The following is a 26313-nucleotide window of genomic DNA, read 5'->3' on the forward strand; positions in this document are numbered from 1 at the left end:
TCACCAGCATTACCCAATGTTTAGGAGCACAACCATCATGGCTGAAACTATCGGAATCAACGTCACCCAGTCGAACGAGCCCTTGCCCGCAGGCGTCAAACTGCCCATCTACATGGACAACCACGCCACCACACCGCTGGACCCGCGCGTGCTTGAAGCCATGATGCCCTACCTGACCGGCATCTTCGGCAACGCCGCCAGCCGCAACCACAGCTTCGGCTGGGAGGCAGAGGCCGCAGTCGAAAAGTCGCGCGAACAGATCGCCAAGCTCATCGGCTGTACCGCCAAGGAGATCATCTTTACCTCCGGGGCCACCGAGTCGAACAACCTTGCTATCAAGGGCATCGCCGAGATGTACCGCGAGCGCGGGAACCACATCATCACCCAGGTCACGGAGCACAAGGCTGTGCTCGACACCTGCAAGCGCCTGGAGAAGTCCGGCTACCGGATCACCTATCTGCCTGCGCAGGCTGATGGTCTGATCGACATCGAAGACCTGAAGCGCGCGATGGACGACCAGACGATCCTCGTCTCGATCATGTACGCGAACAACGAGATCGGCGTGATCCAGCCTATCCGCGAGATCGGCAAGCTGTGCCACGAGAAGGGTGTGCTCTTCCATACCGATGCCGTGCAAGCTGTCGGTAAGATTCCGGTCAACGTCATCACCGACAACATTGATGTGCTCTCGCTCAGCGGCCACAAGATCTACGGCCCCAAGGGTGTCGGCGCGCTGTATGTTCGCCGTCGTAACCCGCGCGTGCAGATCTCGGAGCAGATCAACGGCGGAGGCCACGAGCGCGGCATGCGTTCGGGCACGCTGAATGTCCCGGGCATCGTCGGCCTGGGCGCGGCTTGCGAGATCTGCCAGAACGAGATGGAAGCGGAAAGCAAGCGCGAGATCGAGCTCCGCGATTATCTCCGCGCGAAGCTCGAGAAGGCGCTCGACTATACCCAGGTCAACGGCAACATGGACCACCACCTGCCCGGCAACTTGAACATGAGCTTTGTCTACGTCGAGGGCGAATCGCTCTTGATGGGTATCAACGACATCGCCGTGTCGTCCGGCTCGGCCTGCACCTCGGCCACGCTGGAGCCCAGCTATGTTCTCAAGGCTCTCGGCCTTGGCGATGACGTCGCCCATAGCTCCATCCGCTTCGGTCTCGGACGCTTCAACACCAAGGAAGAAGTCGACTACGTCAGCGATAAGCTGATCGACGTCGTCTCGAAGCTGCGCGAACTGTCGCCGCTGTACGAGATGGTCAAGGAAGGCATCGACCTCTCGAAGATCGAGTGGGCCGCGCACTAAAAACTAAGAACAGGAAACAGGAAACAGGAAACAGTTCAAAGCTCTGTTCTTGCTCGCTCTACATCAAGCAGCCCCCGCGCTTTAGCAATCTCTTTGCAAAGGCGCGGGGGATTCTCTTTTCTGCCGGTAAAATCATCGGGCGAAGCAAAAAGCTCAATAGGCTAAAGCCTCCACAGAGATTTCAACCCTAACGACATCCGTGCCGGTGGGCACGGATGCACTGGACAGGTGAAAAATGCTGCAAAACGCCATAAGGCATACAGGACTTCCTGTTCGTGGAAGACATGCACTCCTCGCTGCATTTCTCTTGGCGGCGATCGGTATTGCACCGGCTCAACAGTCCGCGACGGGCACATCCGTGCAGTCTGCTGGCTCTGGGACTTCGGTGCCGGCACCATCCACTCAGACCGCACCCGCGCCGAAACATGCCATCCGATTTCATGAGCCCGACCCCATCGACTTCGACGAGCACGCCGGTTTCACGCAGATCTTTGACGGTAAAACCCTGAAAGACTGGGACGGCGACCCTGACGTCTGGCGCGTCGAAGATGGCGCCATCGTCGGCGAGTCCACAACGGAGAGCCGCCGCGCCAACAGTTACATCTCCTACCATGGCGCCGAAGCTCACGACTTCGATCTGAAGCTCGAGATCAAGGTTGAGAAGGGCGGCGGCAGCGGTATTCAGTACCGCAGTTCGGTCGGCAAGGTCTGGATTCGTGGCAGCCAACCCGGCATTCCCCTGCCACCGCTCAAGTGGATGATGACCGGCCCGCAGGCTGACTTCTGGTATCCCGTCTCGCCCAACACCTTCGCCTACAACGGTCAGTTCTACTCTGAAAATACCGATCTCGGCATCCTCGCCTGGCGTGGCCAGGTGACCGAATCCGAACCCGGCAAATCGCAACGGCTGCTGGGGAACATTGGCAGCCGCGATGCCCTGGGCGGCTCCGTTAAGATCAATGACTGGAACCAGTACGAGATCATCGCCCGTGGCGGCGTCATGATGCACATTATGAATGGGCAGCTCATGGCGGCCTATGTCGACGACGACCCCAAATCGTCGAACAACGTCTCCGGTTTGATCGGTATAGAGCTGGAAGGCTCCCCCACAAAGATCTCGGTTCGTAATATCTGGCTAAGAAAGTTGAATTAAATCGGAGGAAAAGAACTGCTTGAGCAGTCATTGGAGCAAGATAAGAGCATGTTCGAACGGTATACAGAGAAGGCCCGCCGCACGATCTTCTTCGCTCGCCATGAGGCAAGCAACTTCGGTTCCCCCTTCATCGAGACAGAACACCTCCTCCTAGGACTTCTGCACGAAGACCAGGCCCTGACAAAGCGTCTCCTCGACTCGCACGCCAGCATTGCATCCATCCGCGGTCAGATCGAACAGCACACTCCGGCACGAGAGAAGATCAGCACCCCCGTTGACCTCCCGCTCACCCAGGAGTGCAGGCGCGTGCTTGCCTATGCCGCCGAAGAAGCCAACCTGCTGAAGCACGATCACATTGGCACCGAACACCTTGTACTCGGCCTGTTGCGTGAAGACAAGTCCTTAGCGGCTAAGATCCTCACCGAACGGGGCATGGGCCTCAAGGCCATGCGCAAAGAGTTACGACACACCGTGCCGCCACAAGACCTGCCCAAACCAGAACCACCCCGGCATATTGGCTCATTAAAGATATGGACAACGCTCGGACGCTTCGAACTCGCCCTCAAGGTCGCCGATGTTAACGTTTCGCTCGCCTTCTATATGAAGCTTGGTTTTCACTGCGCAGGCGGAGACCCAGAGGACGGCGTTGTCGTCGTGCAAAACGGCACTTGCCGCATCGCTCTCCACCAGGAACACATCACCGAAAACTCGCTGAACTTCCGTGGCAAAGACGTCTCTGTCATAGCCGGACAGCTTCAGGCAGCCGGAGTTGAGTTTACCAAACCACCCTTTACCGGTCCCGACGGTGGAACAGCCGTACTGGTGCATGATCCGGACGGCAATGCGATCTATCTTGATTCGCATCCAGGCGAAGCCTAAGCGCCCTTCGGAGCAGCCTCAAACCGCTGCTACGCTCTCTGCGGTACCCTCATCACACGCATGCGTTACCGCCTCCGCCTCGCGATTGCCGCTCTTCTCTGTACGTTCGGCATTGCCTGTCCTGCAGGCGCCTACTCGGTGCTCACCCACGAACAGCTCATCGATCTCACCTGGCAGAGCTCCATCGTCCCACTGCTGCTCAGCCGTTACCCTACACTGACGCCTGCGCAGATCGAGCACGCCCGCGCCTATGCCTATGGCGGCTGCGTCATTCAGGACATCGGTTACTACCCCTTCGGAGACGCCAACTTCTCCAACCTCACCCACTACGTCCGGTCGGGCGATTTTGTAGTGAACCTCTTCCGTAACGCCGGCAACGCCGACGAGCTGGCCTTCGCCGTCGGCGCGCTCTCGCACTATATCGGCGACTCCGTCGGCCACTCCGTAGCTACCAACCGCGCTGTGCCTATCGAGTTCCCCGCGCTGGGCAAGCGCTACGGCACAACCGTCAACTATGCCGAGGGAAAGCATCAGCACGTTCAGACCGAATTCGCCTTTGATATCAACGAGATAGCGCACCACCGTTTCGCTCCGTTGCCTTATCTGCGCCACATCGGTCTGCAGGTTCCCACCCGTCAACTCGCCCTGGCCTTCTACCAGACCTACGGATTACGCGAGGACTTCACCGACCATCGCCGATCACGCATCAATGTCGCCGACTATCGCTTCGCCGTGCGCAGCTTTATTCCGCGCATCGCCTATGCCGTGACCCTGCTGCACCGCAAGCACGAGCCCGCCGACATTACCGCCGACCCCGACTTCCTGCGCCTCCAAAGCGAACTCACTGCCGTCAGCCAGCAAAGTAACTGGGACGCTTACCGCGGGAAGGCGGGAATCGGCACCTATTGTCTCGCCGGCCTTCTCTACATCCTGCCCAAAGTTGGCTCGCTGAAGCTCGTCGCCGTCAAAGGCCCCACGCAGCAGACCGAGATCGACTATATCCACTCGATCATGCGTTCGGCCGACGAACTCGACGCCCAGGTACGCCGCTTCACCCCGCCTCCGGCAACCAGGCATACCGCCGAGCTGGCCGCAGAGGCCGATACCCACTGCGACCCTACCCCCTCTGAGCCGCTCCCTGCCAAGCCCGGAGCCGAACAGAAGGTCCCTCGAGGATCTCTCGACCCGCACCACCCCTTGATCAATCGCGACCTGGATACTGGCAGCCCAGTCAAACCCAGCGGCTATCGCCTGACAGACGACACCTACGCCAGGCTGCTACATCGCCTCGCGCTGCACCCGGATAATGCTGTCCCACCTGGCATTAAGGCCGATATCCTCGCCTACTACGCCAACCTCGACCTGCCTTTTGCCACGAAGAAGGACCCCTCCGCATGGACGGCAGTTCAGCAGGATCTCGCCATCATGAGGACCCTTTCCACCAGCACCGACCCGCTGCCCTACCCCACGTACGGCACGGGTGACGATGCCGGAGCCCCAGCCCCTGCGGGTTCTCCGCAATAACCGCACCACCCTTCCGCACCCTCTGGCTTAGGAGTATCATCTAAGTGACGAGGTATATTTCCATGGCATATAGCGATAAGGTTGTTGATCACTACGAAAATCCCCGCAACGTCGGCACGCTCGATAAGAGCTCATCCGAGGTTGGCACCGGCCTGGTCGGCGCCCCCGAGTGCGGCGACGTCATGCGCCTCCAGATCAAGGTAAATCCCGAGACCCAGGTCATCGAGGATGCCAAGTTCAAGACATTCGGCTGCGGTTCGGCCATTGCCTCCAGCTCACTCGCAACCGAGTGGGTCAAGGGCAAGACTGTCGCTGAGGCGTTGACGATCTCGAACACCGACATTGTCAAGGAGCTCGCGCTTCCCCCGGTTAAGATTCACTGCTCGGTTCTGGCGGAAGACGCCATCCGCGCCGCGATCGGCGACTGGAAGAAGAAGAACGGCGTCGGCGAAGAAGCCGGTGTCGCTGTCGCGGCTCACTAAACGCAAAACCTTACCCGTGAGGCCGGCGGGCAGCCTTGCCGCCGGCCTTTGCGCGCCCTGTATTTGCTTTTGTTTCTGGCCTTTTCGCGGAGAGTTTGATTCTCTGCGGACCTAGCACTCATCGAATAAACGTATGTCCACAGTCTCTATCAGTTCGACGACCAGCCAGTCCATGAGCGCTCCTGCGCCTGCGGCCCCCAAAGATCCGCTCGCCGGCATGACCCTGCTCGTCGCCGAGGGTCAGACCTCACGCGCCAAGGCTGCTATCGAGATCACGAAGAACGCACTCAAGCGCATCCGCGTCGCCATGGCCAAAGAAGGCATCTCGCCCGACGAGGGTGGTTTGCGTCTGGGCGTTCAGGGCGGTGGCTGCTCGGGGCTGAGCTACAACATCCGCTTCGACTCGAAGCCCCGCGAGCGCGACCGCACCTTTGTCTTCGGTGCCGGTATCGAGACCCCCAACGACCCCAGCGGGGCAAAGCCTGTCCGCCTCTTCGTCGATCCGAAGAGCTATCTGTACCTCGCGGGCATGGTGCTGGACTTTGAAGAGACCCTGATGCGCCAGGGCTTCAACTTCATCAATCCCAACTCCACCAAGAGCTGCGGGTGCGGGTCTAGCTTCTCGGCGTAAACGTCATCTGCATCTCGGAGGTGAGATGTCTCAGAAGTGGAAGTTCATTCTGACTTTTGGCTTAGGTTGGGGGGTCTTTACCTTTCTGGGGACTTCGGCGTTGCACGTTTGGGTCGATCATCGTACTGTCACGCCGACAGATGGCTTCGTAGGCCTCGTCAGTTGGTCGCTAGTGGGCCTAGTGTTTGGAACTGCTGCGTGGAAGCGGAAGCTGAAGAACACCCGCCAACGATAACGGCTTGGTGATGCCGCAGAAACACTAGAAGAAGTGTCCACACTTATCCGCGAAGGCATTGCTATCCATATCGATGGTCTCAGAGAAGACGGTCTGCCAATTCCCGAACCCATAACGACCGCAGAACGTATCTTCGTTGCCGCTTAAGACGGTTCTCCTATAGAGATACCCCAAACCTGTCATCTCGACCCTGAGCGTAGTCGAAGGGTCAGCGCTTTTGCCGCCGTAGCGGAGAGACCTGCAGTTTGCCAGTGGGGACATTGTCGCAAGCTCAGGCAAGCTGCCGGTCTCTCCGCTGCGCGTCACGATAAAACCATGACGCTTCGGTCGAGATGACAGAGTTGGGGTGATACGTACTAAGGCACCTGACAGGACGCGCTGGAATGAACCCACTAGCCTACTGCGCTGGTGGGGCTTGCGCCGGCGGTGTGGCACTCGCAATCTTGTCCGTCGTCTTCACGTGATACATCTCCGATAGCAGTTGCTTGTACACGTCCATCGGCGGAAGAAACACCTTGGCCCTCCGGGCATCGAGCGTTCCGGGATCTTCGACACCGAACATCGCCATTGCTCCATCCAGCATCTTGAACTGCGAGCCATAGCGCTGCAGCTTGCCCTCTGCCACCAACTCCTTGTCGATGACGAGCGCCAACGTTGAACCATCGATCTTGCCGTCATCCGCCAGCGTCTCAAGCTGGGGTAGCAGCGAGAGCTGCCAGGCATGGTCAGCGGTATGTGTCAGAATCAGCATCGCCCCATTCGATGCCTCGATTCCGACCAGCGCAATCGTCGGCCAGCCGCTTTTCGCGACGATATCCTTCAACTCCGTCGTTAGTCCGGCGTCCACCTCAGCGAGGTTTGTAGCCATCTCCAGCTTCTCTTTGCTCTTGGGTTGACCATGCTGCATGCCGCGTGCCGATTGATCGCGATCGGCCATGGACAGCAACTGGTCGCGTAGCGTGGCGTCGGTTCCAGGACCGTTGCGCTTGACTAACTCCTCGCGCCGGTGATCGAGATCCACCATCCATGCCGGCTCGGCTGCATCGGACGTCGCCGCGGTCTTCTGTGCAACCAACACGGAAGGAATACCCAACGAAAGAGAAAGCAGCAACACAATTGATCGACTCATAGATAGCAATCATACGATTCTTGCTTCGCGCTGGTTCCCAAAAACATCTAACCTAAAGAAAACGAGACGAGATTTGGAAGACCCGATGAGTCACGAAGCGCACAACAACTACTTCACCCAGTTCAGCCTCCCGCAGCACCTGCACATCGACCTTGCCTTGCTGGAGAAGGCTTTCTATGCGCAATCGCGCAGATTGCACCCGGATCGCTTCGCCGCCAAGCCACAGGCCGAGCAGGATGCAGCGCTCGCCGCGTCGTCGCACCTGAATGACGCCTACCGCACGCTGCGCGACCCCATCGCACGCACGGAGTATCTGCTCTCTCTCGAAGGCATCCAGATGGAGGAGCAATCGCGCGCGGCGACTGATGCCGCCAAGGCTGCAGGCACGGAGAAGAAACAGGTCGCGCCGCCCGACCTGCTCGAAGAGGCCTTCGAGCTGAACATGCAGCTGGAAGAGATGCGCATGGCGAAAAAAAAGGGCGAAGACGATCCCGATACGCGCCACGATCTTCAGCAGGCGCAACAGCACTTCACGTCGATGCTCGCCGAGTCGCAGCAGCAACTCGAAGCCCTGTGGTCGAAGTGGGACGCAGCCGTCGACGCAAACGATAGTTCCGCGAAAGATACTGCCAAAAAGGCACTCGTCGCGCTGCTTAACCGTCGCAGTTATATCCGCAATCTCGTACGGGATGTGAACGAAGCCCTGGAATCATAAGTTTTCAAAGGAAAAGGCATGCCACTGGTACGAATCTCCGTCTCGAACACAGTCTCCACAGAGCGGCGCAAGCAGATCGCAGACTCGATCTACGACGCGATGCGCGCTACTCTCAACATTCCGGAAGGCGACCGTTTTGTGGTCCTGACCGCACACACTCAGGACGAGCTGATCGCCGATCCGCACTTTATGAAGATGCAGCGTACGAACGACTTCCTGATCGTGCATGTAACGCTCCGGCAGGGACGCTCTATCGAGATCAAACAATCGTTCTACAAAAAGGTCGCTCAGCTCCTCAACGAGCGGGCCAATGTCGATCCGGACAATGTCATGATCGTGTTGTCTGAGAACGGCCTGGAAGACTGGTCGTTTGGGCGTGGCGAAGCTCAATATGTATTGAATCCGCCAGCACCTATTCCATCTGCTTAGACTGGAGAACCCTGGTCGTTACGATCAGGGTTCCCTCAGGTTCTTCGCTGGCTTTTGAACCGTTCCCTCTGCTATCAAGCAGGCATGAGCCTCTGCCGCAAACTATTGTTTCTTGTCGTCGCCCTGTTCTCTCTTGGCAGCCTGCATGCGCAGGCCCATCCTGACTGGACCACGCCTGTCGCGCCCTTCCGCATTGCGGGCAACCTGTACTATGTCGGGAGCCGCGATCTGGCGGCGTATCTCGTTGTTACCCCGGCGGGTGACATCCTCATCAACTCCAATCTGGGATCCTCCCCTCCGCTGATTCGCCGTAGCGTCGAGCAGCTTGGGTTTCATTTCTCCGATATCAAAATCCTGCTCATCAGCCACGCGCACTCCGACCATGCGGGCGGAAGCGCGGCCATCCTGAAACAGACCGGCGCGAAGTATATGGTGATGGATGCCGACGTACCCCTTATCGAGGACGGCGGTCGCAGTGACTTCGCTTACGGCGGCCATCAACTCATGCAGCCGGCACACGTTGATCGCGTGCTGCACGATGGTGACGAAGTACAGCTCGGCGACAGCGTGCTCGTCGCACATAAGACCGCAGGTCACACACGCGGCACCACCACATGGACGATGCGACTACAGGACGGTGGCAAGACACGCGACGTGGTCATCGTAGGCGGCTGGAGTGTGCTGTCGGAGTACCGGCTCGTCGCGACAGCAAAGCAGCCGGCCTCGTATCCGGGCATCGCACGGGACTACGCGCACACCTTCGATGTTCTGCGCTCGCTGCCCTGCGATATCTTTCTCGGCGCGCATGGTCTCTACTTTGGGATGCTGGACAAGCTCGCGCTGCTGCCAAAGCAGGGCCCTGCCGTATGGATCGACCCTGCGGGTTACAAGAGCTCTGTACTGGAGGAGCAGAAAGATTTTGAAGATAGGCTTGCGGAGCAGCAGCACAAGAGCACTTCAACCCCATAGGCATCAGCGTTCTCTGACGGGCTGATGCGGAGCATTGGCCCACACTCTTATCGCGACCTTATCCCTCGGCCACCCCGATCGAGCAAGGAGATCGAACACCAGTTCGACTCTTTGCTTCGGTGCACCGGTGGCGATCTCCATCGTCACGGACGACGTCGGCGAGGGCCCACCTTCCGGATAACATCCGATTTTAACAGTCCCCGCTAGCACCGCAGGACTCCGCCTCAGCGGCGTCCCGCCACTCATCTCGTAGATCGCTCCATTCGCGGCGACACCAATGACCACGGGACACGGTTTCGCAGAAGCAACACCTACCTGGGATGCTCCCAGCACAAACCAGACCAGAGCCGCATGCATCATTTTTCGAGCCTCTCCAGATGATGCAGGTCATGCCCCGCCATAATCTGCACGATCGTCCAAAGCGTCTCCTCGCCGCGCTCGGGATGGGTCACGGGCCGCTGCTTGTCCGCCTCGCTCAAGCCTCCGACGAACGCCACGTTCCACGCTCGCAACGCCTCAAAACAGGCGCGAGCCTGTGCCAGCGAGTACACCGCATAGATACGCGCCCACGCATCCTGATCGAATGGCTGAATCATCGAATGGTCTTCGCCAAAGGCTTGCCGCAGCCGCCAGCTCCAGGCGATCTCGCTGTCCGCCAGATGCGCGACGATCTCGCGCAGACTCCACTTGCCCGGCGCGGGTTGTGCCTCTGCCTGTTCGGGACTCACCCCATCCAATACTCGAGCCAGCCGCCCGGCCGTCTCGGCGATTACCTGTTGCGGATCGCGTTCTCCCAGTGCCGTTGCATATGGAAATGTGCTCATGCATGCTCCTCGCGCGGTGCAGCCCAGGGGTTATAGCTGCCCACCCACCACACGTGGCCTTCCAGATCACGACACGCGAACGCCTTGCCACCATAGTCAGGCGAGGACAGCTCCTGCACGATCTCCGCACCAGCTGTTTTTGCGGAGGCATACACCGCATCGCAGTCCTCGACGATCAGGCAGAGGCCTGCCGTCTCGCGACCGTCGATCTCGTCCGGCTGCACCATCACTCGGCTGAACTCGCCATGATTCTGTATGGAGCCCAGCATCAGCATCCCGAGTCCGTGCGTAAGCTGCGCATGCATCACGGTGCCGTCAGGGCCTTCATAGACCGCCTGCTTGTGAAAGCCGAAGACCCGCACCAGCCAGTCGATGGCCGCATGCGCGTCGCGATAGCGCAGGCTGGGGATAATGGTTGAGCCTGATTGTTGTGGCATTGCACTTCTCCTAAGCTGCATCATCGCGCCGTCACGGCGCATCTGTACAGTAGAAAGCAATCGTCTGGAGAGATTTTCATGAACGCCGCTGTCGTCCACGCCTTCGATGCCCCGCCCCGCTACACCACCTTCGCCGATCCGGTCGCCGCCGAGGGCGAAAAGCTTGTCACTGTCACCGCTGCTGCACTGCATCCGATCGTGAAATCGCTGGCCAACGGCTCGCACTATGGCAGCACCAGCGAGCTGCCGTTTATTCCAGGAGTCGACGGCGTCGGGCGGCTGGAAGACGGCACACGTGTCTTCTTCGGCGTGGCGCGGGCCCCCTACGGCACCTTCGCCGAACGGGCGCTGGCCGCAAGCTGGATGTGCCTTCCACTGCCCGACGGACTCGAAGATGCAACCGCAGCGGGCATTGCGAATCCTGCGATGTCCTCATGGGCGGCGTTGACCGTACGCGCAAAATTTGTAGCGGGCGAAAGCGTTCTGATTCTCGGTGCGACGGGCGTTTCCGGCCAGCTCTCGATACAGATCGCCAAGCGGCTAGGCGCGCGGCGCGTCGTTGCAGCAGGGCGCAATCCGGAAGCGCTGGCAAAGCTCACAGAGTTTGGCGCGGATGCCGTTATCTCGCTCGAACAAGAGCCCGCAGCGTTGGTCGCTGCATTCCGTGCGGAGTTCGATCAAGGCATCGAGGTCGTGCTTGATTACCTCTGGGGCGCGCCCGCCGAAGCCGCGCTTCAGGCCATCGCAAAGAAGGGCCTGAAGACCGCCTCAACGCGGGTGCGTTTCGTGCAGATCGGATCGAGCGCCGGCGCCAACATCTCGTTACCTGCAGCCACGCTGCGCAGCTCCGGGCTGGAGCTGCTTGGCAGCGGCTTCGGGAGCGCCTCGCTCAGCCAGCTCAGCCAATCCATCACGGAGTTCTTTCAGGCCGCCGCCAAGCAGCCCTTCCAGTTCAGCCTCAAGACCGCGCCACTAAGCGAGGTCGAAGCGCTCTGGGGAGAGAAAGAACAAGGCACTCGCCTGGTATTTTTACCGTAATTTGCAGGCTTCCGCCCAATATAGGACAAATACTGTCCGCGATGTAAGACAATAGTTATTGGTGCAAATGTCTCGCGACAGCGCCAATGAAAGAAGGTTCTGTGTCAGAACAGCAACAGCAGCGCGTCGTCGGTATCGATCTCGGCACTACCAACTCGCTCATCGCCTTCATGCAGGGCGATACGCCGGTGGTCATTCCCGGTGAAGATGGCTCGCCGATCGTGCCCTCTGTCGTCGCGTTCGACCAGGACACCGCCTCTGGCTTTTCGGTCGGCAATGCCGCGCGCAATGTGCTGCTGACCAACTCCGCCAATGCTGTCTATTCGGTCAAGAGGCTCATGGGTCGCGACCTCGCCGATGTTGAGCCCGAACTGAAGCTCTTTCCCTTTCAACTCGCCGAGGGCCTCAAGGCCGGCGAGGTGCTGAAGCTCAACGTCGGCGGCCTCACGCTCACGCCCCCCGAGGTCTCCGCCTATATCCTGCTGCAACTCAAGAAGAACGCGGAGCGCTTCTTCGGCGCTGAGGTCACCAAGGCCGTCATCACCGTGCCCGCATACTTCAACGATGCGCAGCGGCAGGCCACCAAGGATGCCGGTCGCATCGCCGGTCTCGAAGTGTTGCGGCTGGTGAACGAGCCGACGGCGGCCGCGCTGGCCTATGGCCTCGATAAAAAGCGCGACGGCGTGATCGCTGTGTACGACTTCGGCGGCGGCACCTTCGACATCTCGATCCTCAAGTTGCACGAGGGCATCTTCGAGGTTATCGCCACTGGCGGCGATACACATCTCGGCGGTGACGATATCGACAATCTGCTTACTGCTGTCGCACTCGACGACATCAAGGGCGACCTCGGCCTCGACATCAGCACGAACCCTGAAGCGATCCAGGCGCTGCGCAAGGCCGTCATCGACGCCAAGATCGCGCTGTCGTCTGCCGACTCCACACGCCTCATCCTCGATCTCCCACCTGTCGCTGGAGAACCAGCCAAGCGGTACCTTCGCGAGATCACCCGTGCGCAGTTCGAGCAGCTCATCGCAGGCGTCATCGAACGCACGGCAGGGCCTTGCAAGCAGGCCTTGAAGGATGCAGGTCTCACGCCAGCGCAAATCGACGAAGTGGTTATGGTCGGTGGCTCAACGCGTATTCCCGCAGTGCGTACGCTCGTCACCGGGCTGTTTGACCTGGAGGCACGCAGCAAGAAGCTGCACACCGAACTCAACCCCGACGAGGTCGTTGCCCTCGGCGCTGCGGTGCAGGCGCAGATTCTCTCCGGCACGGAAAACGCCGCCACCAACGATCTTCTGTTGCTCGATGTGACGCCGCTGTCGCTGGGCATCGAAGCTTTGGGTGGAGTCGTCGCCAAGATCATCCAGCGCAACTCCACCATCCCCGCGAGTGCGACCGAGCACTTCACCACCGGCGTCGACGGCCAGACCAATGTTGCGATTCATGTTCTTCAGGGCGAGCGCGAGCTTGCCAAAGATTGCCGCTCGCTGGCTCGCTTCGACCTCAAAAACATTCCGCCCATGGTCGCCGGCCTGCCGCGCATCGAGGTAAAGTTCCTCATCGATGCCAACGGCATCCTGCATGTCAGCGCACGCGAACAGCGCAGCGGACAGGAGGCGCAGGTCGAGGTGAAACCAACCTATGGTCTCACCGACGAGCAGGTCGAGACCATGATCCTCGAATCCTTCGACAACGCGGAAGAGGACATCACGGCACGCCAGGTGATCGAAGCAAAAAATGAGGCCGAGACGATTCTGACCGCCGTCGAAAAGGGTGAGAAGTCAGCCGCGTGGCAGCAACTCACCAGCACCGAGCACGAAGAGATCAAGACCGCCGCCGCTGAACTTAAATCGACGCTTGCCGGCAGCGACTACCGGCTCATCCGCAGCGGCATCGAACAGCTCGACAAGAAGACGCGCCGCTTCGCCGAGATCATGATGGACACCGCCGTAACCGGCGCACTCGGCGGCAAGACGATGCAGGCTGCGGGCGAGGGACTCGGCACCGCACCCACTGCACCTCATGCTTTCGCTAAAGCCGAAGTGGAAGATTCGAAGCCGAAGAACTGAGATCTAATCTTCCGAGAACGCCCCTGAAACAGCTGGCAAATCAGCAGAAGACTAAAATGGAAACTGACATGTCCGAGCAAGAACAAAAACCGCTTCCTGAAGTAGACCTCTCCAAGCCTCCGGCGGAGAACATGGTCCGCGTGACCTTTCAACCAGAGAACAAGACCGTCGAGTTTCCTTTTGGATCTCTGCCCTACGATGGCCACGGCCAGCCCATGAGCATCCTCGACGTCGCGGAAAACTATGGCATATTCCTCGACCACGCCTGCGGCGGGGTCTCCGCGTGCACGACCTGCCACATCTTTCTGAAGGAAGGCGAAAAAGGCGTCTCGGAGGCTGAAGATCTCGAACTCGACCGCCTCGACCTGGCTCCTGGCCTGCAACTGAATTCGCGACTGGGCTGTCAATGCGTCATAGAAAAGCCCGGCACGTACGTTGCGGAGATTCCTGCCTGGAATAAGAACTACGTGCAGGAAGGCAAGCCAGCTACCGGGGTCAAATCGTAGAGCACAATCCTTATCCCTAGAGAAGTGAAACCAGCACAACTGGCTCATCGAAGAGCGTTGGCATCTCCACCGCTGACCGCTTCTTGCCGTCAGGCACAAGCGTGAACGTTTGTTCGTGTTTGTCGCGCAGCAACGTCACCGTAATCGAATGGCCTTTGCTCAGGCGCAGGTGTTTGGTCCAGGCAGCCGTCGAAACCATCGCAACATTATCGACCCGCAAAACGACATCACCCGCGCGCAGGCCCGCTACGGCAGCCGGGCTGTTGGGTTCGACCGTATGAACCAGCAGCCCAACCCCATGCGGCGCTCCAAAGAAGCCCGCAAGCTGCGGCTCCATCTCCTCCAGCGCGACTCCAGTGTAGGGCCCAATGTGCAACATACTGCCGATAAAGCTCTGCGTATGGGGCGCCCGGGGAGGAGGATCGACCGTATAGCTTTCGGTAAATCCGCTGACGACCGAATCGTCTGCCGGCGGATCGGGAGTGGTCATGTGCTCTTGCCAGGCACGGCGAGCGACCTCATCGCGATCGGCCAGTTGCACCGTCAGCAAAACAGGGTGTCCCTCGCGCACCACCGACAGCCCCATAGAGGTGCCTGCACCGGCATCGTGGATCATGCGCCGCAAATTCTCCGCTCCGTCGACAGGCTGTCCATTGATCTGCACGACGATGTCATGGGGCTGCAAACCCGCCTTGCCCGCAGGCCCGTCGTGGTCGACCATAATGATCTCGGCTCCGTGTCCCTTTTGCAGGTGCAGTGTCGCCACCTCATCGTCAGAGATGTCGCGAAACCCAACGCCGAGATAGCCAGGAACACGTTCGTGTCCCCCGACGCTGCCGCGCAACTGTGCAACGCCCCCATACGCACAGGGAGCCGCCACGAGAAGCAGCGTGGCAGCAAGCACGAACCCATGTATGCCGGTACGGGCAGCAAGCGACCGCGATGCAAAACACGACACAGGGATCTGTGAAGCGCTTTGAGTCGGGGTCACCCATTTGTGGGTTGCGACGGGCCCGAGTTGTAGCAGTTCTTGCATTACTGGATATCGACCGTGCCCTGCAGGGCCTGGAACGATGCGTTGCGGATAGCCGGGTTTGCGTCCTGGGCTGAAACCGTACGCAGCACCTGCCGCACACTGGAGTCAGCCTGCACCGGCTCCAACATCGAGACGGCCTGCGTGCGGACATCGGCGCTCTTGTCGTGCATCAACGCCTCCAGCACAGCATCGCGAACATGCTCATCCTGCCCAACGTAGGGCTGCAGGCCTGCTAGCGCTTTCAAACGGACCGCCGGGCTCTTGTCATAGCGCAGTGACGCCAACAGCGCGGAACGAATGCCGGTAGCGCCATCTCCCGTGCCGCCTGCCTCACACCGACGACCGGCTGCGCACTCGTTGGCCAGCAGCGCCACGGAATTCGCATGCACATCATTGTTGGTCGCGAGCTTGGTGCCAAGCATCAGCAACTGGCGAATCTGTGGGTCGTCGAGCGAGCCCTGCACCGTCTCCGGCACCAGCCGGTTGTAGTTCACCTGGACCAGATCGGAGTTGGGCGTCTGCACAATACCCGAGACGCTTGCAATCGCTCCATTGGTTGAGTTCGACAGGATGACCGGGGTGGGCAGCTTGGGAGCATGCGCGACCTGATAGCGCGCGATGAAGTTGCCGCCGATAAAGCCTGCGCCAAGCAGCAGCGTGGTAAGCGCGGGAGCTCCCTGAACGTAGCTCATCCAACGGAAGGCGCTACCGAAAAAGCGCTGTGTGATCGAGCGGGCCGGCATCGCGTCGAGCGCCTCGTCCAGCCTCATGCGCGAAGCCGCCAGAAGGTTCGGCGAAGGTTCCACCATCGGCGTCAGCGCCAGCTCCTCGTTCAGAGCCAGCAGGGCCTTCCACTCGCGGCGGCAGTCTTCACATCCGGCCACATGCTGTTCCAGTGGAAACTGTAGTTCGTCAGAAAGCTCGCCGTATTGGGCGAGGATGATGTTCTGTTGTGCGTTTTGACACGTCATGTTTGCGTACCTCTAAACCAGCCTCTGAGTGGTGTTGCCTTGCTGCATGCGGCTCTTTGTCCGCTGATTTACTGCAATGTATTCCCTAACGAGGAGCCCTACTACCAGTTCTTTCGATCAAACATCTACTCTTTTTCTTACCGAGTATCTGCTCTTTTTTCTTTACCGAACATCTGCGAGCCGCGCCCGCAACTTCCTTGTTGCGCGGAAGAGCGTATTTTTCGCCGTCTCTTCCGTGGTGGAAAGCATCTCGCCGATGGTGCGCAGCTTGAGGCCCTGGTAATGCTTCAATTCAAACACCGTACGCTCGCGTGGCGTCAACTCGTTGAGCGCGTTCTGGATGGCCTCGTTCATGCCTTTGCGTTCCAACTCGCGCGCCGGGTTGGCCATGGCGCGACCGTCCTGCAGGTTGGCCAGCAGGTCGATCTCATCGCCCGAACCGTCCAGAACCGTCGACGGATCTTCGCGGCGGCTCTTACGGCGGCGAAGCTGATCCAGGCACAGGTTCGTGACGATGCGGTACAGCCAGGTGTAGAACGAGCACTCAAAGCGGAAGTTCGACAGATGGCGGTAGGCCTTGATGAACGCGTCCTGGTGAACGTCCTGCGCATCTTGCTCATTCCCAAGCACATGCAGCGCCAGCCGAAGCACGCTGCGGTCGTAGCGGCGGACGAGCGTATCGAAGGCCGAGCGGTCGCCTTTCTGGGCCGCGCGGATCAGTTCGTCGTCTTCGGCGCGCTGTTGCTGTCGCGCTTCCTGTTGTTCGGCGGACAGTTTGGCACGTACTCCGGGTTGGGCGACTGCCTTCGGCATGGCTGCCGCTGATTCTACCTCTGCGGCGGCACCTAATGCCTCCTGCAAACCGAGGGCAAAGGGACTGGGACGACGGCGGCTGGTCTCGCCGGGAATTTTGATCGCCTGAACTAGGCTCATGCTTGTCTGACTCCGGAGTCAGGTGACTACACCTCGATAGACGAAGCCGGTTAGCGGAAGGTGAGCGAAACGCCAGAAATTCGCGGTCGGCCCCTTGGAGGCATTGCGGAGCGCTTACGCTTGGTTTGGAGGACGAGTTCGATCCTTGAGGGAGAATCCTCCCAAAGACCTAACGATCTTCGTGGATGAGGATTGAACCACTCTATGCTGCGACCGGCTGCTTTTGGGTCAGGTCCCCTTGCCCGGCCAGCAGTCCGGCGATTGAAATGTCTTCGTCCAGCGCCTCCCAATGCAGGCCTCGACTGCTAATCCGCACCTGTTCGCGCTGCTCCGCTGTACTGTGCAATAGACGCGGGAACCACGCCAGCGGCACACCAATCACCCGACCGTCGCTGAGATGCACCCACATGCTGTCCCTATCGAAATGCACTCGCGTTGCCTTAGCTACCGAAGTACTCATTCCACGCCCTCACAATGCGGTCTTTATTGGATTCAACGACTCCCAGCAACATGCGAAGCGTACGCGCATCGTAACCATCATTGTAGGCGACGCGAACCTCGGGGATCAGCCAAAACTTAGCTTCCATTTCGTCGCGTTCGACGTGAACATGAATCGGTTCGCGAGGGGTTCCTTCGTTCGAGTAGAAAAAGAACTTGAAGCCGCGATAGCGAAAGATTATCGGCATGAGCTTGGATGGTACTAAAGGTCATGTCTGAATCGCGCAACATTTACACTTGTCCCGATGCCTTCGCTTTTCCCTGATCCCTCCCAGCCTCGCGTTGTCGAACCCCGCAAGAACTCAGCCCCCTGGATCTCTGCCCACTGCGACGGGGGTGCCCGCGGCAATCCCGGTCCCTCCGGCTACGGAGCCCTCATTCAGGACGAGGCTGGCCTCGTCCTCGCCGAACTCAGCGAGTTCCTGGGAGTTCGCACCAACAACTTTGCCGAATACTCCGGCCTGCTCGGCTGCCTGCAGTGGGCACTCGACAACGGCCATAAGAACCTCCGCGTTGTCTCCGACTCCGAGCTGATGGTCAAGCAGATTCAGGGCAAGTACAAGGTCAACTCACCCGACCTGCGCCCGCTCTGGGAGGAGGCGCGGCGGCGCATCGCCCAGCTCGATGGCTTCCAGATCAGCCACGCCCTGCGCCACAAGAATAAAGACGCCGACCGCCTGGCTAACGAGGCGATGGACCGGGGCATGAAGCGTCCTCGAGCCGCCGGCGAGCCAGCGCCAACGCTGCGTGCAACGCCCTACCCGTCAAACTCCGCTGCCCCGGCGCAGCCAGCCAGCCTCGGTGGGCTGCGCGAGTCTCCCGGACTGGCTTCGACGGCCAGTGCTCCGCCCCAAAAAACCCAAGCCACAATGCTCCGTGGATTCACTCGCGACGGCGTCATTCACCTGCTTGGCGGTGCTACCCTGCCGGATGGCATCTTCGTAAAGATTATTCCGGAGTAGGAGTTGTCAGTTCTCAGTTGTCAGAATAAAACGGTATTCGCCCGAAACTGAGAACTGAGAACTTTCCTTGCAAACCGCCAAAAGGGCCTCTTTGCATCTAATCTGGAACGATGCTGGAACGTTTCTCCGTCGGTAATTTGCTCAGACCTTCACTGACCACTCTCGTTCTGGCGGCTGCGCTGCATGCCCCACAGAGCCTTCACGCCCAAACCTCTCAGCCGAAGGCACAACAGGCGGTCGAGGCCGCCGTGCAGTCCGAACTCACCGCCTCCAATACCGACAAGAGTCTCTGGATCTATCGCAGCCACGATGTAACCCCCGGCAAAGACGTCATTTATCAGGCCGTTCAGACGCGCGACGGCGAGTTGAAGCGCATCACGGAACGGTGGGGCCGTCCTCTCTCCCCCCAGGCCGGCAACGAGGAGATGAAACAGATCTCTGAGTTCGTCAACGATCCCTCCGCCCAGGCCAAACAGCGGAGAGAGGGAATACACGACGATGAACAGGCGGCCGCCCTGCTGAAGATGCTCCCCAGCGCCTATATCTGGACGGTTGTGAACGAGGCACCAGACAGCATTACGCTGGCCTACTATCCGAATCCGGCCTTCGATCCGCCCAATATGGAGGCTCGTGTCATGGGTACGATGGCCGGGCAGATGGTCATTGCAAAGAACGGTAATCGCATCCGCACGCTGCGCGGCAAGCTGACCGAAGACGTCAAGATCGCCTTTGGGCTTATCGGAAGGATGAATCAAGGCGGGACCTTCGATATTGAACGCCGCGAGATCGCTCCGGGCCTTTGGCAGATCACCGAGACCCATGTCCACATCGGAGGCCACGCCCTGTTCAAGACGATCGGCCAGCAGGAGGATGAGGTCAAAACCGGCTGGAAGCCTTCGCCCGCCCATAACCTGCAAGAGGCTGAAGATTTATTACGCAATTCCCACTGAAGGGACACAAATCGGTCCCAGGCAATTTCCGGCGCAGATTTTCGCATCTCCCCCCGCCACATGGCACTCTAATGACAGTGACTCTGCAACGACAACGTTTCTCTTCGAGCGCAGCCCTGGCACTAGCCGCAGTGCTGGCGACGGGCCATGTGCTGCCGGCCCAGCAGACTTCGAACGCCAACCTGCCTTCGGCTCCCAGCTCTGTTCTGGCGCAACAAGAGGTTGCGGAGGGCCGTGCGGCGGGTTCAGGCATAGTCTTTACCGCCCCCGGCAAAACCTCAGGGCCTGGCGGCATCACCGTTGAACTCCCTCTGAACGGCCCACTGCCGCTCTCGTTGGATGACGCCATCGCGTTTGGACTGCAACGCAACCTGCGCATCAAGTACGACCGCGCAAACCAACGCACCGTGCGCGGCGATGAGTACAGCGTGGTCAACGCACTCCTGCCCTCGCTGAGCGTTTCGGGCCAGGCCAGCGCACAGGAGATCAACCTCGCGGCCCTGGGTTTCAAGCCTTCGCTCATAGGCGAATTTGGCCTTAATCCCAGTCAGTTCCCGACCATCATTAAAGTCACTACGATCGGTGGACAGATCAACGCCGACCAGCGATTGTTCGACCTCTCAGCCTATGAGCTCTATCGCGGTGCTAGACGAGAAGCGGCCGTCGTGGACTTGAATGCCCTGAACGGCCGCGGCGAGCTTGTGCTGGCGGTCGGCACTGCCTATCTGAAGGTGCTCGCCGACCAGGCCACCCTGACGAACGCACAAGCCGAAGAGCGGTCCTCCAAAACACTCTTCGAACAGGCCACCGACAGGCTGAAAGCCGGAGTCGGAATCAATCTCGACGCGCTACGGGCTCAAGTGGAGTATCAACAGCGTCAACAGTCCACCATCGCCGACGATGCGCAACTGGCCAAGGACACGATCCAGCTCAACCGCATTATGGGCCTGCCTGCCGGACAGCAGCTTCAGCTCACGGACACGGCTCCGTTCGCCCAACTTGCCGATATGGACCTCAACGAGGCCAAGGCGACAGCGTATCAACATCGCAAGGACTTCCTGAGCCTGCAGGCCGAGGTGGACGTCTACGCACGCGAGCTTCGCGCGGTGAAGTATCAGCGCCTGCCGACTCTCGCCTTCAACGGTGACTATGGCGTTATAGGTGTGCCTGGCGCCGTGTACCACGGCGACTTTACCGCCACGGGCAGCTTGAAATTCCCGATCTTCCGCGAGGCCGCACAACGCGGACAGGAGCAACAGGTCAGCGCTCAGATTACGAACCTGCAGCAGCGTGTGACCGACTTGCGCGTCGCCATCGACTCGCAGATTCGCTCGGCAATGCTGGACGTGAATGCCGCGAATGAGCTTGTGAAGGTAGCGCAGAGCAACGTCACACTTGCACAACAGGAGCTCTCCGACGTTCGTGATCGCTTTACTGCGGGCGTCGACACAAACCTTGCCGTCGTAGATGCGCAGGCCACCGTTACCAGTGCGGACTCACAGCTTGTGAGTGCGCTCTATCAGTACAACGTGGCCAAGCTACAACTCGCGCGCAATACCGGCGTCGTTGAGACGCGCTATCGCACATACCTGGGCAAGTAACCCGCCTGCCTATACGCAGGCGGAGTTCTTAGAACAGTTCTTGTAATACCGTGAAGCGGAAGGATCCTGCGAGTGTCGTTTTTCTTGGAGAAAAACGACGTTGGTCCCCTTGACTCGCTCTACACCATTACGAGAACGGCTCAATCGCGTAGCATCGAACTACGGCCCGGCGAAATCCTCGGGCGCGATGGCTTTGTGTATGCGGACTTTCTTCCGGCGTAGATCGCACTCCTCCTCTCCTCTGAGCCTGTCGAAGGGGACGGGCCTGCTTCTTGCTTGTGGCTGCGTGGCCCTTATCTGCGCTTTGCCTGAGACCGCTTCCGCGCAGACCCTTGCACGTCCTGGCTGGGTTGGTTCCGGACTTACGCAGGAGACATGGTGGCAGAACGCCATCTTCTATCGCATCCAACCCAAGAACTTTCAGGACTCCGACGGCGATGGCGTGGGCGATCTGCGCGGCGTTGCGCAGCGGCTGGACTACCTGCAATCGCTGGGGGTCGATGCCATCGTGCTGGAGCCTCCGTTCGACGATGCGGGTTTTGACGATCTGCTGAGCGAGACCAGCAGGCGACATGTGCGCCTCATCGTCGAGCTTTCTCCTGGCACAACACAGCGTGCACTGGCAGAGGCGCGATCCTGGCTGACACGCGGCGCGGCTGGAGTCTATGCCAAGAGTTCGCTGGCTGCAGGCCAGCCCGGCACCACCTCCGACCTCATGCAGGCCCTGCGCGCGCTGACCAACAGCTTCCCTGGGGAGAGGATTCTCCTCACCGATAACGACCCGACCGCAGCCACCTCCCGTCGCGGGCAGCATAATGAACTTGTCGACTTCAGTCTTGGCAAAGGATCTACGGCTCTCGAAACCTATCGCGGCGAACTGGATGCGGCGCAGGCTTCACCGGATGTTCCCTTTGTCCTGCAACTCGACGAGAAGACGGTGCCGGATGTAGCGCTGGCAAAGATACTCGCGACGATGCTGCTCGCCTCTCGTGGAGCGGTTTCTCTGGAGTACGGGCAGGAGATTGGCCTGGCGCGGTCCACCACGAGTTTGCCCACGATGCAGTGGACGCCGGCAAACATCACACCTCCAAAGCCACCCGAACCTGTAGCGGTGGCAGAGACACCCAAACCAACACCATCTCCTCAGAATCAAAACGTCTATGGCGCCTTCGTGCCGTATGTTCCGCCGCCAAGGAAGCCTGCGCCGAAACCCATCGACAGGAATACAGGCGAACCGTACGTCGACCCCAACTCGCTTATGGGGTTCACCTCCGGGACGCTTCCCGCACAGACTTCCGCTCCGGATCATGCCTCGATCAACGTTGCCGTTGAAGATGAGAACCCCGATTCCCTGCTCAACTTCTATCGCAAGTTGATTCAACTACACCGCGGAAATCCGGCACTGCGAACGGGGACGACCTCTGTGCTCTTTCACAACGCCGACAATGCTCTGGTGTGGGTACGTCAGGCCCCTTCGGGTACGCGTACGACGGGGACAGTGATCATCGCTTGCAATCTGTCGGCCAAGAGCACGACGTTGTCGCTGAAGAACGATCTGGAGCACGTGCACCTGCGTCCGGGCGGTCTGCGTATGCTGTTGACCTCCGACAAGGCGAATCTGCGATTCCAGACCACCGATCAAGTCGTGCTCGCGCCCTGGAGTGTTTATATCGGAGAGCTGCGCCCCTACGACTGAGTCCCCACAGGATACGCCGCATAGACGCGCTCGAAGACCGCGTCCCACGAACAGCCCATCGCATACTGCCGCGCCGCCACACGGATTGACGCAAACTTCTCCGGGAACGCCAGAATCTCTACAATCGCCGCGGCAAAGTTCTCGTCAGTCGCGACGCGCCCTGTCTCGCCGTCACGCACGATATGCGCAGGGCCACCGTCCGGCGTAACGATTGCGGGCACGCCGCTCGCCAAAGCCTCTAGCACAACATTGCCGAAGGTGTCAGTGTGCGAGGGAAACACCAGCAGGTCCATGTTCGCGTAAGCCTCGGCCAGCGCGTCTCCGCGCAGTACGCCGGCGAAGTTCGTCGAGTTCGGAAGCTCGCGGCGCAGCACAGCCTCCTCCGAGCCATGGCCAACGATGAGCCACTTCGCAGTGATGCCTCGAGCACGCAGCTCGGCGTCTACGCGCGGCAAGAGTGCGACGTTCTTTTCAACCGAGAGCCGGCCCACGTAGCCAAGCACGATCTGCCCGTCCTCGCTGCGCGTTCGTTTCGCAGGAGTGAAGAGGTCGGTCTCGACACCGCGCTGCATCAGGTGGCAGGGACGTCCGGTCTTGCGTTCGAGCAGCGCGCAGAGCTCAGGGTTGGGAGCGTAGAGCACCTTGGCCAGGCGGTAGAAGCGCGAGGTCGCATCCAGTGTCGCCGCCTCGGTGGTGTGGTCCACGCTCTGGCCGAGGTCTCCCAGATGGCGGGTGAGCCAGCGCATGCGCCGCGCGGCGTACTCGTGGACGTTGGTGTGCCAGCTCGCCACCAGCGGTATGTGAAGCTTCCACGCGAAGTAAGCGCCAAAGATGCCGAGCTCGCTGGGGCCGGTGATGTGGATCACATCTGGGCGAAAATCGCGTACCGTCTGCGAGATCAGATCGCGATAGCGAAAGAACAGCGTGTCGAAGTGGAGGTCCTGTTCGAGGCTCACTGCCAACCCGCTGCGGCCAAGCTCCAGGGTCCGCAGTTCGCCTTCCTGCTCAAAGGCATTGGCGCGGCGACCAGCGCGGACGCAAAGAAACGGCAGTCCGTGCCTCTGTGCAAATGCGACGAAGTTACGGCTGGTGTGCGCAACACCGTTGACTTCATGAAAACTGTCCGGAAAGTACGCAACCCGCGGCGGCATCGCCCATCATGCTATCAGCCGCTGTTCAATGTGTAATCAACGGTGGAAAATGCACGAACGGTTCTCGCTGTGATTCACTTATCTCGAGCATGAATTCCACCGAGACAGTGCAGCCTGACGCTCTGGACACAACTTTGGGCACTGCCCTGCGCGATATTGTGCTGCGGCCGCGCACGACGCTCTTCGCTGCCTGGAGCTGGAAGGCAGCGGCGATCAGCGCGGTGATCCGTGCGACCACGTTCTTCGCAAGCAACCTGCGGGCGGGCTCACATAAGGCCCTCCGCGCCATGCTGGTGGAGGCCGTCTTCGCCATCTTTGCCGCAGGGCTGCTGGGTGCCGTCTCGCAACGACTGCGTCTGGCGAGGCCGGTCTGGGCTACAGCACTAGTCGTCTGGCTGGGAATGCCATTGCTCATGCTGCTCGCCCAGATGGGCGTCCACCACGCCGCAGGAACGCCGCACCTGGGTACGGGTCTCGTTGTGTCGTTCTGCTTCGCGTCGATATCTTCCTGCTTTAGCTGGTATGCCATGCGGAGAGGAGCGATGCTCGGCGGAGCCGAGAGCACCCCGCTGGCGCACGACCTGCGAAAGATGCCGGGCATTGTGCTGGACTTTGTGCTCGTGGCACCGAGAGCTTTGGCGCGGCTGCTGAGCAGGAAACAGCAAACAGGAAACAGGAAACAGTGAACTGCAAAGGCGGCTGTACTTCCTGTTTCCTACTTCCTGTTTGCTGTTTCCTGCCTTTAGGACTGCGTCTTTGCTATGTCGGGGCCTAGCAGTTCCTGGGCGTCCGGGGCTGGGGTTCTAGGGATCGGCTCTTCGTTGCGGGGACCGAAGGACTCGCTGTCGAGGTGGTTGGCCGTGAGACCGTCGCGCAGGATGCGGAATGCGTCTTCGGGCGTGTCGGCGAACTCGAAGAGCTCCATGTCCTTGAGGGCGATGGCTCCTTTATCGGCGAGGAGTTCCAGGTTGATCACATTCTTCCAGTAGCTCGATCCGTAGATGACTACCGTGATCTTCTTGGCCAGTTTGTGGGTCTGGGCGAGCGTCAGCAGCTCGAACATCTCGTCCAGCGTTCCAAAGCCGCCGGGAAAGACTACCAGCGCCTTCGCCAGATAGGCGAACCAGTACTTGCGCATGAAGAAGTAGTGGAAGTTCAGGTTCAGCGCGGGGGTGATGTAGGGGTTCGGCATCTGCTCGAAGGGCAGCTTGATGTTGAGGCCGATGGTCTTGCCGCCGGCCTCCCAGGCGCCGCGGTTGGCGGCCTCCATGATGCCGGGACCACCGCCCGAGGTGATGACGAAGCGGTGTCTGCGGCCCGGCAGCTTCGACGACCACTCGGTCATCATGCGGGCCAGGGTGCGAGCGTCTTCGTAGTAGCGCGCCATCTCGACCGCGGCTTCGGCGCGGGTGCGTTTGAGGTCGGTGGTCTCTTCGTCCGGCTCACCGGCACGGGCGGGCTGCTCGGCATGGGGAGCGGGCTTGGTCGAGCCGGTGTTGTCCAGGAGTTCGAGCTGCTGGTTGGCTTCGTCCAGGGCGCGGAATCGGGCTGAGCCGAAGAAGACCACGGTGTCCTGGATGCGTTCGCGGCGAAAGCGGGACATCGGCTCGGAGTACTCGGCCATGATGCGCAGCATGCGGCCGTCGGGGGAGTTCAGGAACTCGTCGTTCTCGTAGGCGAGAGGAGCGGATTCGAGGGGGTCGGGGTTCTCCGCGGAGAGCTTCGGATCGGGTGCGTTCGACATAAGACAGCTATTGTCTCGCGAGTGGGTGTGAATTCCTAGAAATGTGGATTTCTAGAAATCAGGCCCGGTAGTCGCGGTAGTGCAACAGTTCGCTCACACCAATCCACATATCGAGCAGGCCGATCCCGCTGACGACGCCGCGGACCCAGCCGTGCTGCAGCAGAGCGTCGAGCGTGGGGTGCGCCATCAGCCAACCGTTCTGCTCCCAGTAACGCGGCCACCACGGCAGCAACGACAGGATCCCGCCGATATAGAAACAGAAGATAACGAGCACAATAAGGCTCACCCGCTGTAGCCATACAGGGGCAGGGGCCGGATCTTCGTGCTTCTGGGCGGGTTGCACAGGCCGTGTCTCGGAAAAAAGGGGCTGCGTAGAAGGCATCGTCCTGCTTCCACGTTAGCAGGGCGGGGTGGGTGCTGTCTTGAGGGGATGCTT

Annotated in this window: 31 protein-coding genes and 2 pseudogenes; 20 read left to right on the forward strand and 13 right to left on the reverse strand. The window is 60.0% G+C overall.

Annotation, left to right across the window (positions count from 1 at the left end):
- Nucleotides 1-37: 37 nt before the first annotated feature.
- From GSQ91_RS25200 to GSQ91_RS25230, 8 genes and pseudogenes are all read left to right on the forward strand, one after another.
- Nucleotides 38-1309, forward strand: a complete 1272-nt coding sequence (locus tag GSQ91_RS25200) for an IscS subfamily cysteine desulfurase (protein ID WP_158824474.1) — start codon at nt 38-40, stop codon at nt 1307-1309.
- A 235-nt stretch (nt 1310-1544) separates the two neighbouring features.
- Nucleotides 1545-2462 (forward strand): DUF1080 domain-containing protein, encoded by a 918-nt coding sequence (locus GSQ91_RS25205; protein WP_158824475.1) that lies wholly within the window; start codon nt 1545-1547, stop codon nt 2460-2462.
- Nucleotides 2463-2510: 48 nt separating this feature from the next.
- Nucleotides 2511-2933, forward strand: a pseudogene (locus GSQ91_RS26025) (Clp protease N-terminal domain-containing protein); the annotation flags it as partial.
- A 99-nt stretch (nt 2934-3032) separates the two neighbouring features.
- Nucleotides 3033-3341, forward strand: a pseudogene (locus tag GSQ91_RS26330) (VOC family protein); the annotation flags it as partial.
- A gap of 60 nt (nt 3342-3401) precedes the next feature.
- Entirely contained in the window at nt 3402-4865 is a 1464-nt protein-coding gene (locus GSQ91_RS25215) for a zinc dependent phospholipase C family protein (RefSeq protein WP_158824477.1), read from the forward strand.
- Between the two features lie 62 nt (nt 4866-4927).
- Complete coding sequence (iscU, locus tag GSQ91_RS25220; protein WP_158824478.1) at nt 4928-5347, forward strand: Fe-S cluster assembly scaffold IscU; 420 nt, start codon at nt 4928-4930, stop codon at nt 5345-5347.
- A gap of 133 nt (nt 5348-5480) precedes the next feature.
- A complete protein-coding gene (locus GSQ91_RS25225; protein WP_158824479.1) occupies nt 5481-5978 on the forward strand; it encodes an iron-sulfur cluster assembly accessory protein in 498 nt (165 codons plus the stop codon).
- Nucleotides 5979-6003: 25 nt separating this feature from the next.
- Entirely contained in the window at nt 6004-6213 is a 210-nt protein-coding gene (locus GSQ91_RS25230; protein ID WP_158824480.1) for a hypothetical protein, read from the forward strand.
- 24 nt (nt 6214-6237) lie between these two features.
- On the opposite strand, the gene GSQ91_RS25235 is transcribed toward GSQ91_RS25230, so the two are convergent.
- The gene (locus GSQ91_RS25235; protein ID WP_158824481.1) at nt 6238-6474 is read right to left on the reverse strand and encodes a hypothetical protein; all 237 of its coding nucleotides are present in this window, start codon (nt 6472-6474) and stop codon (nt 6238-6240) included.
- A 136-nt stretch (nt 6475-6610) separates the two neighbouring features.
- Entirely contained in the window at nt 6611-7342 is a 732-nt protein-coding gene (locus GSQ91_RS25240) for a DUF6624 domain-containing protein (protein ID WP_158824482.1), read from the reverse strand.
- 85 nt (nt 7343-7427) lie between these two features.
- Here GSQ91_RS25240 and hscB point away from each other — a divergent pair, with 85 nt between their 5' ends.
- The 3 genes from hscB to bla all read left to right on the forward strand — a co-directional run bounded on the left by hscB (nt 7428) and on the right by bla (nt 9455).
- Complete coding sequence (gene hscB, locus GSQ91_RS25245) at nt 7428-8057, forward strand: Fe-S protein assembly co-chaperone HscB (RefSeq protein ID WP_158824483.1); 630 nt, start codon at nt 7428-7430, stop codon at nt 8055-8057.
- An 18-nt stretch (nt 8058-8075) separates the two neighbouring features.
- On the forward strand, nt 8076-8486 hold the full coding sequence (locus GSQ91_RS25250; protein WP_158824484.1) for a tautomerase family protein: 411 nt from the start codon (nt 8076-8078) through the stop codon (nt 8484-8486).
- 84 nt (nt 8487-8570) lie between these two features.
- A complete protein-coding gene (bla, locus tag GSQ91_RS25255) occupies nt 8571-9455 on the forward strand; it encodes a subclass B3 metallo-beta-lactamase (RefSeq protein WP_158824485.1) in 885 nt (294 codons plus the stop codon).
- A 3-nt stretch (nt 9456-9458) separates the two neighbouring features.
- On the opposite strand, the gene GSQ91_RS25260 is transcribed toward bla, so the two are convergent.
- From GSQ91_RS25260 to GSQ91_RS25270, 3 genes are read right to left on the reverse strand one after another with little or no spacing between them, the layout of a single operon-like run.
- Complete coding sequence (locus GSQ91_RS25260; protein WP_158824486.1) at nt 9459-9815, reverse strand: hypothetical protein; 357 nt, start codon at nt 9813-9815, stop codon at nt 9459-9461.
- Nucleotides 9812-10279 (reverse strand): DinB family protein, encoded by a 468-nt coding sequence (locus GSQ91_RS25265; RefSeq protein WP_158824487.1) that lies wholly within the window; start codon nt 10277-10279, stop codon nt 9812-9814. The genes GSQ91_RS25260 and GSQ91_RS25265 overlap by 4 nt, the downstream gene beginning before the upstream one ends.
- The gene (locus GSQ91_RS25270; RefSeq protein WP_158824488.1) at nt 10276-10716 is read right to left on the reverse strand and encodes a VOC family protein; all 441 of its coding nucleotides are present in this window, start codon (nt 10714-10716) and stop codon (nt 10276-10278) included. Before GSQ91_RS25270 ends, GSQ91_RS25265 begins: the two co-directional genes overlap by 4 nt.
- A gap of 78 nt (nt 10717-10794) precedes the next feature.
- Here GSQ91_RS25270 and GSQ91_RS25275 point away from each other — a divergent pair, with 78 nt between their 5' ends.
- From GSQ91_RS25275 to GSQ91_RS25285, 3 genes are all read left to right on the forward strand, one after another.
- Entirely contained in the window at nt 10795-11754 is a 960-nt protein-coding gene (locus GSQ91_RS25275; RefSeq protein ID WP_158824489.1) for a zinc-binding alcohol dehydrogenase family protein, read from the forward strand.
- Nucleotides 11755-11855: 101 nt separating this feature from the next.
- Nucleotides 11856-13829 (forward strand): Fe-S protein assembly chaperone HscA, encoded by a 1974-nt coding sequence (hscA, locus tag GSQ91_RS25280; protein WP_254064873.1) that lies wholly within the window; start codon nt 11856-11858, stop codon nt 13827-13829.
- Nucleotides 13830-13897: 68 nt separating this feature from the next.
- Entirely contained in the window at nt 13898-14335 is a 438-nt protein-coding gene (locus tag GSQ91_RS25285; RefSeq protein WP_158824491.1) for a 2Fe-2S iron-sulfur cluster-binding protein, read from the forward strand.
- A 16-nt stretch (nt 14336-14351) separates the two neighbouring features.
- On the opposite strand, the gene GSQ91_RS25290 is transcribed toward GSQ91_RS25285, so the two are convergent.
- The 5 genes from GSQ91_RS25290 to GSQ91_RS25310 all read right to left on the reverse strand — a co-directional run bounded on the left by GSQ91_RS25290 (nt 14352) and on the right by GSQ91_RS25310 (nt 17961).
- Nucleotides 14352-15371, reverse strand: coding sequence for a PDZ domain-containing protein (locus tag GSQ91_RS25290; protein ID WP_158824492.1), 1020 nt, complete (start codon nt 15369-15371; stop codon nt 14352-14354).
- Complete coding sequence (locus GSQ91_RS25295) at nt 15371-16342, reverse strand: HEAT repeat domain-containing protein (protein ID WP_158824493.1); 972 nt, start codon at nt 16340-16342, stop codon at nt 15371-15373. Before GSQ91_RS25295 ends, GSQ91_RS25290 begins: the two co-directional genes overlap by 1 nt.
- Nucleotides 16343-16504: 162 nt before the next feature.
- The gene (locus GSQ91_RS25300; protein WP_158824494.1) at nt 16505-17275 is read right to left on the reverse strand and encodes an RNA polymerase sigma factor; all 771 of its coding nucleotides are present in this window, start codon (nt 17273-17275) and stop codon (nt 16505-16507) included.
- 202 nt (nt 17276-17477) lie between these two features.
- Nucleotides 17478-17735 carry a DUF2442 domain-containing protein gene (locus GSQ91_RS25305; protein ID WP_158824495.1) on the reverse strand — a complete coding sequence of 86 codons (258 nt, stop codon included), beginning with the start codon at nt 17733-17735 and terminating at the stop codon, nt 17478-17480.
- Complete coding sequence (locus GSQ91_RS25310) at nt 17716-17961, reverse strand: DUF4160 domain-containing protein (RefSeq protein ID WP_158824496.1); 246 nt, start codon at nt 17959-17961, stop codon at nt 17716-17718. The genes GSQ91_RS25305 and GSQ91_RS25310 overlap by 20 nt, the downstream gene beginning before the upstream one ends.
- A 57-nt stretch (nt 17962-18018) precedes the next feature.
- On the opposite strand from GSQ91_RS25310, the gene GSQ91_RS25315 reads away from it, so the two are divergent.
- From GSQ91_RS25315 to GSQ91_RS25335, 5 genes are all read left to right on the forward strand, one after another.
- On the forward strand, nt 18019-18735 hold the full coding sequence (locus tag GSQ91_RS25315; protein ID WP_158824497.1) for a ribonuclease HI family protein: 717 nt from the start codon (nt 18019-18021) through the stop codon (nt 18733-18735).
- A gap of 110 nt (nt 18736-18845) precedes the next feature.
- Entirely contained in the window at nt 18846-19685 is an 840-nt protein-coding gene (locus GSQ91_RS25320) for a hypothetical protein (protein ID WP_158824498.1), read from the forward strand.
- 71 nt (nt 19686-19756) lie between these two features.
- Nucleotides 19757-21286, forward strand: coding sequence for a TolC family protein (locus tag GSQ91_RS25325; protein WP_158824499.1), 1530 nt, complete (start codon nt 19757-19759; stop codon nt 21284-21286).
- A 72-nt stretch (nt 21287-21358) separates the two neighbouring features.
- The gene (locus tag GSQ91_RS25330) at nt 21359-21508 is read left to right on the forward strand and encodes a hypothetical protein (protein WP_158824500.1); all 150 of its coding nucleotides are present in this window, start codon (nt 21359-21361) and stop codon (nt 21506-21508) included.
- A gap of 64 nt (nt 21509-21572) precedes the next feature.
- Nucleotides 21573-22982: an alpha-amylase family glycosyl hydrolase gene (locus tag GSQ91_RS25335; protein WP_254064874.1), complete on the forward strand. Its 1410-nt coding sequence runs from the start codon at nt 21573-21575 to the stop codon at nt 22980-22982.
- Here the strand turns inward: GSQ91_RS25335 and GSQ91_RS25340 are convergent.
- Nucleotides 22973-24133, reverse strand: coding sequence for a glycosyltransferase (locus GSQ91_RS25340; protein ID WP_158824502.1), 1161 nt, complete (start codon nt 24131-24133; stop codon nt 22973-22975). The two genes, GSQ91_RS25335 and GSQ91_RS25340, sit on opposite strands and share 10 nt — an antisense overlap.
- A gap of 89 nt (nt 24134-24222) precedes the next feature.
- Between GSQ91_RS25340 and GSQ91_RS25345 the strand changes: the two genes are divergently transcribed.
- Nucleotides 24223-24819 (forward strand): hypothetical protein, encoded by a 597-nt coding sequence (locus GSQ91_RS25345; protein ID WP_158824503.1) that lies wholly within the window; start codon nt 24223-24225, stop codon nt 24817-24819.
- A gap of 56 nt (nt 24820-24875) precedes the next feature.
- Here the strand turns inward: GSQ91_RS25345 and GSQ91_RS25350 are convergent, their stop codons facing one another.
- Entirely contained in the window at nt 24876-25877 is a 1002-nt protein-coding gene (locus GSQ91_RS25350) for a TIGR00730 family Rossman fold protein (RefSeq protein ID WP_158824504.1), read from the reverse strand.
- 58 nt (nt 25878-25935) lie between these two features.
- Entirely contained in the window at nt 25936-26259 is a 324-nt protein-coding gene (locus GSQ91_RS25355; RefSeq protein WP_158824505.1) for a hypothetical protein, read from the reverse strand.
- Nucleotides 26260-26313 lie beyond the last annotated feature (54 nt).

The organism is Granulicella sp. S156 (assembly GCF_009766105.1).
In the GTDB taxonomy this organism is placed as follows: domain Bacteria; phylum Acidobacteriota; class Terriglobia; order Terriglobales; family Acidobacteriaceae; genus Granulicella.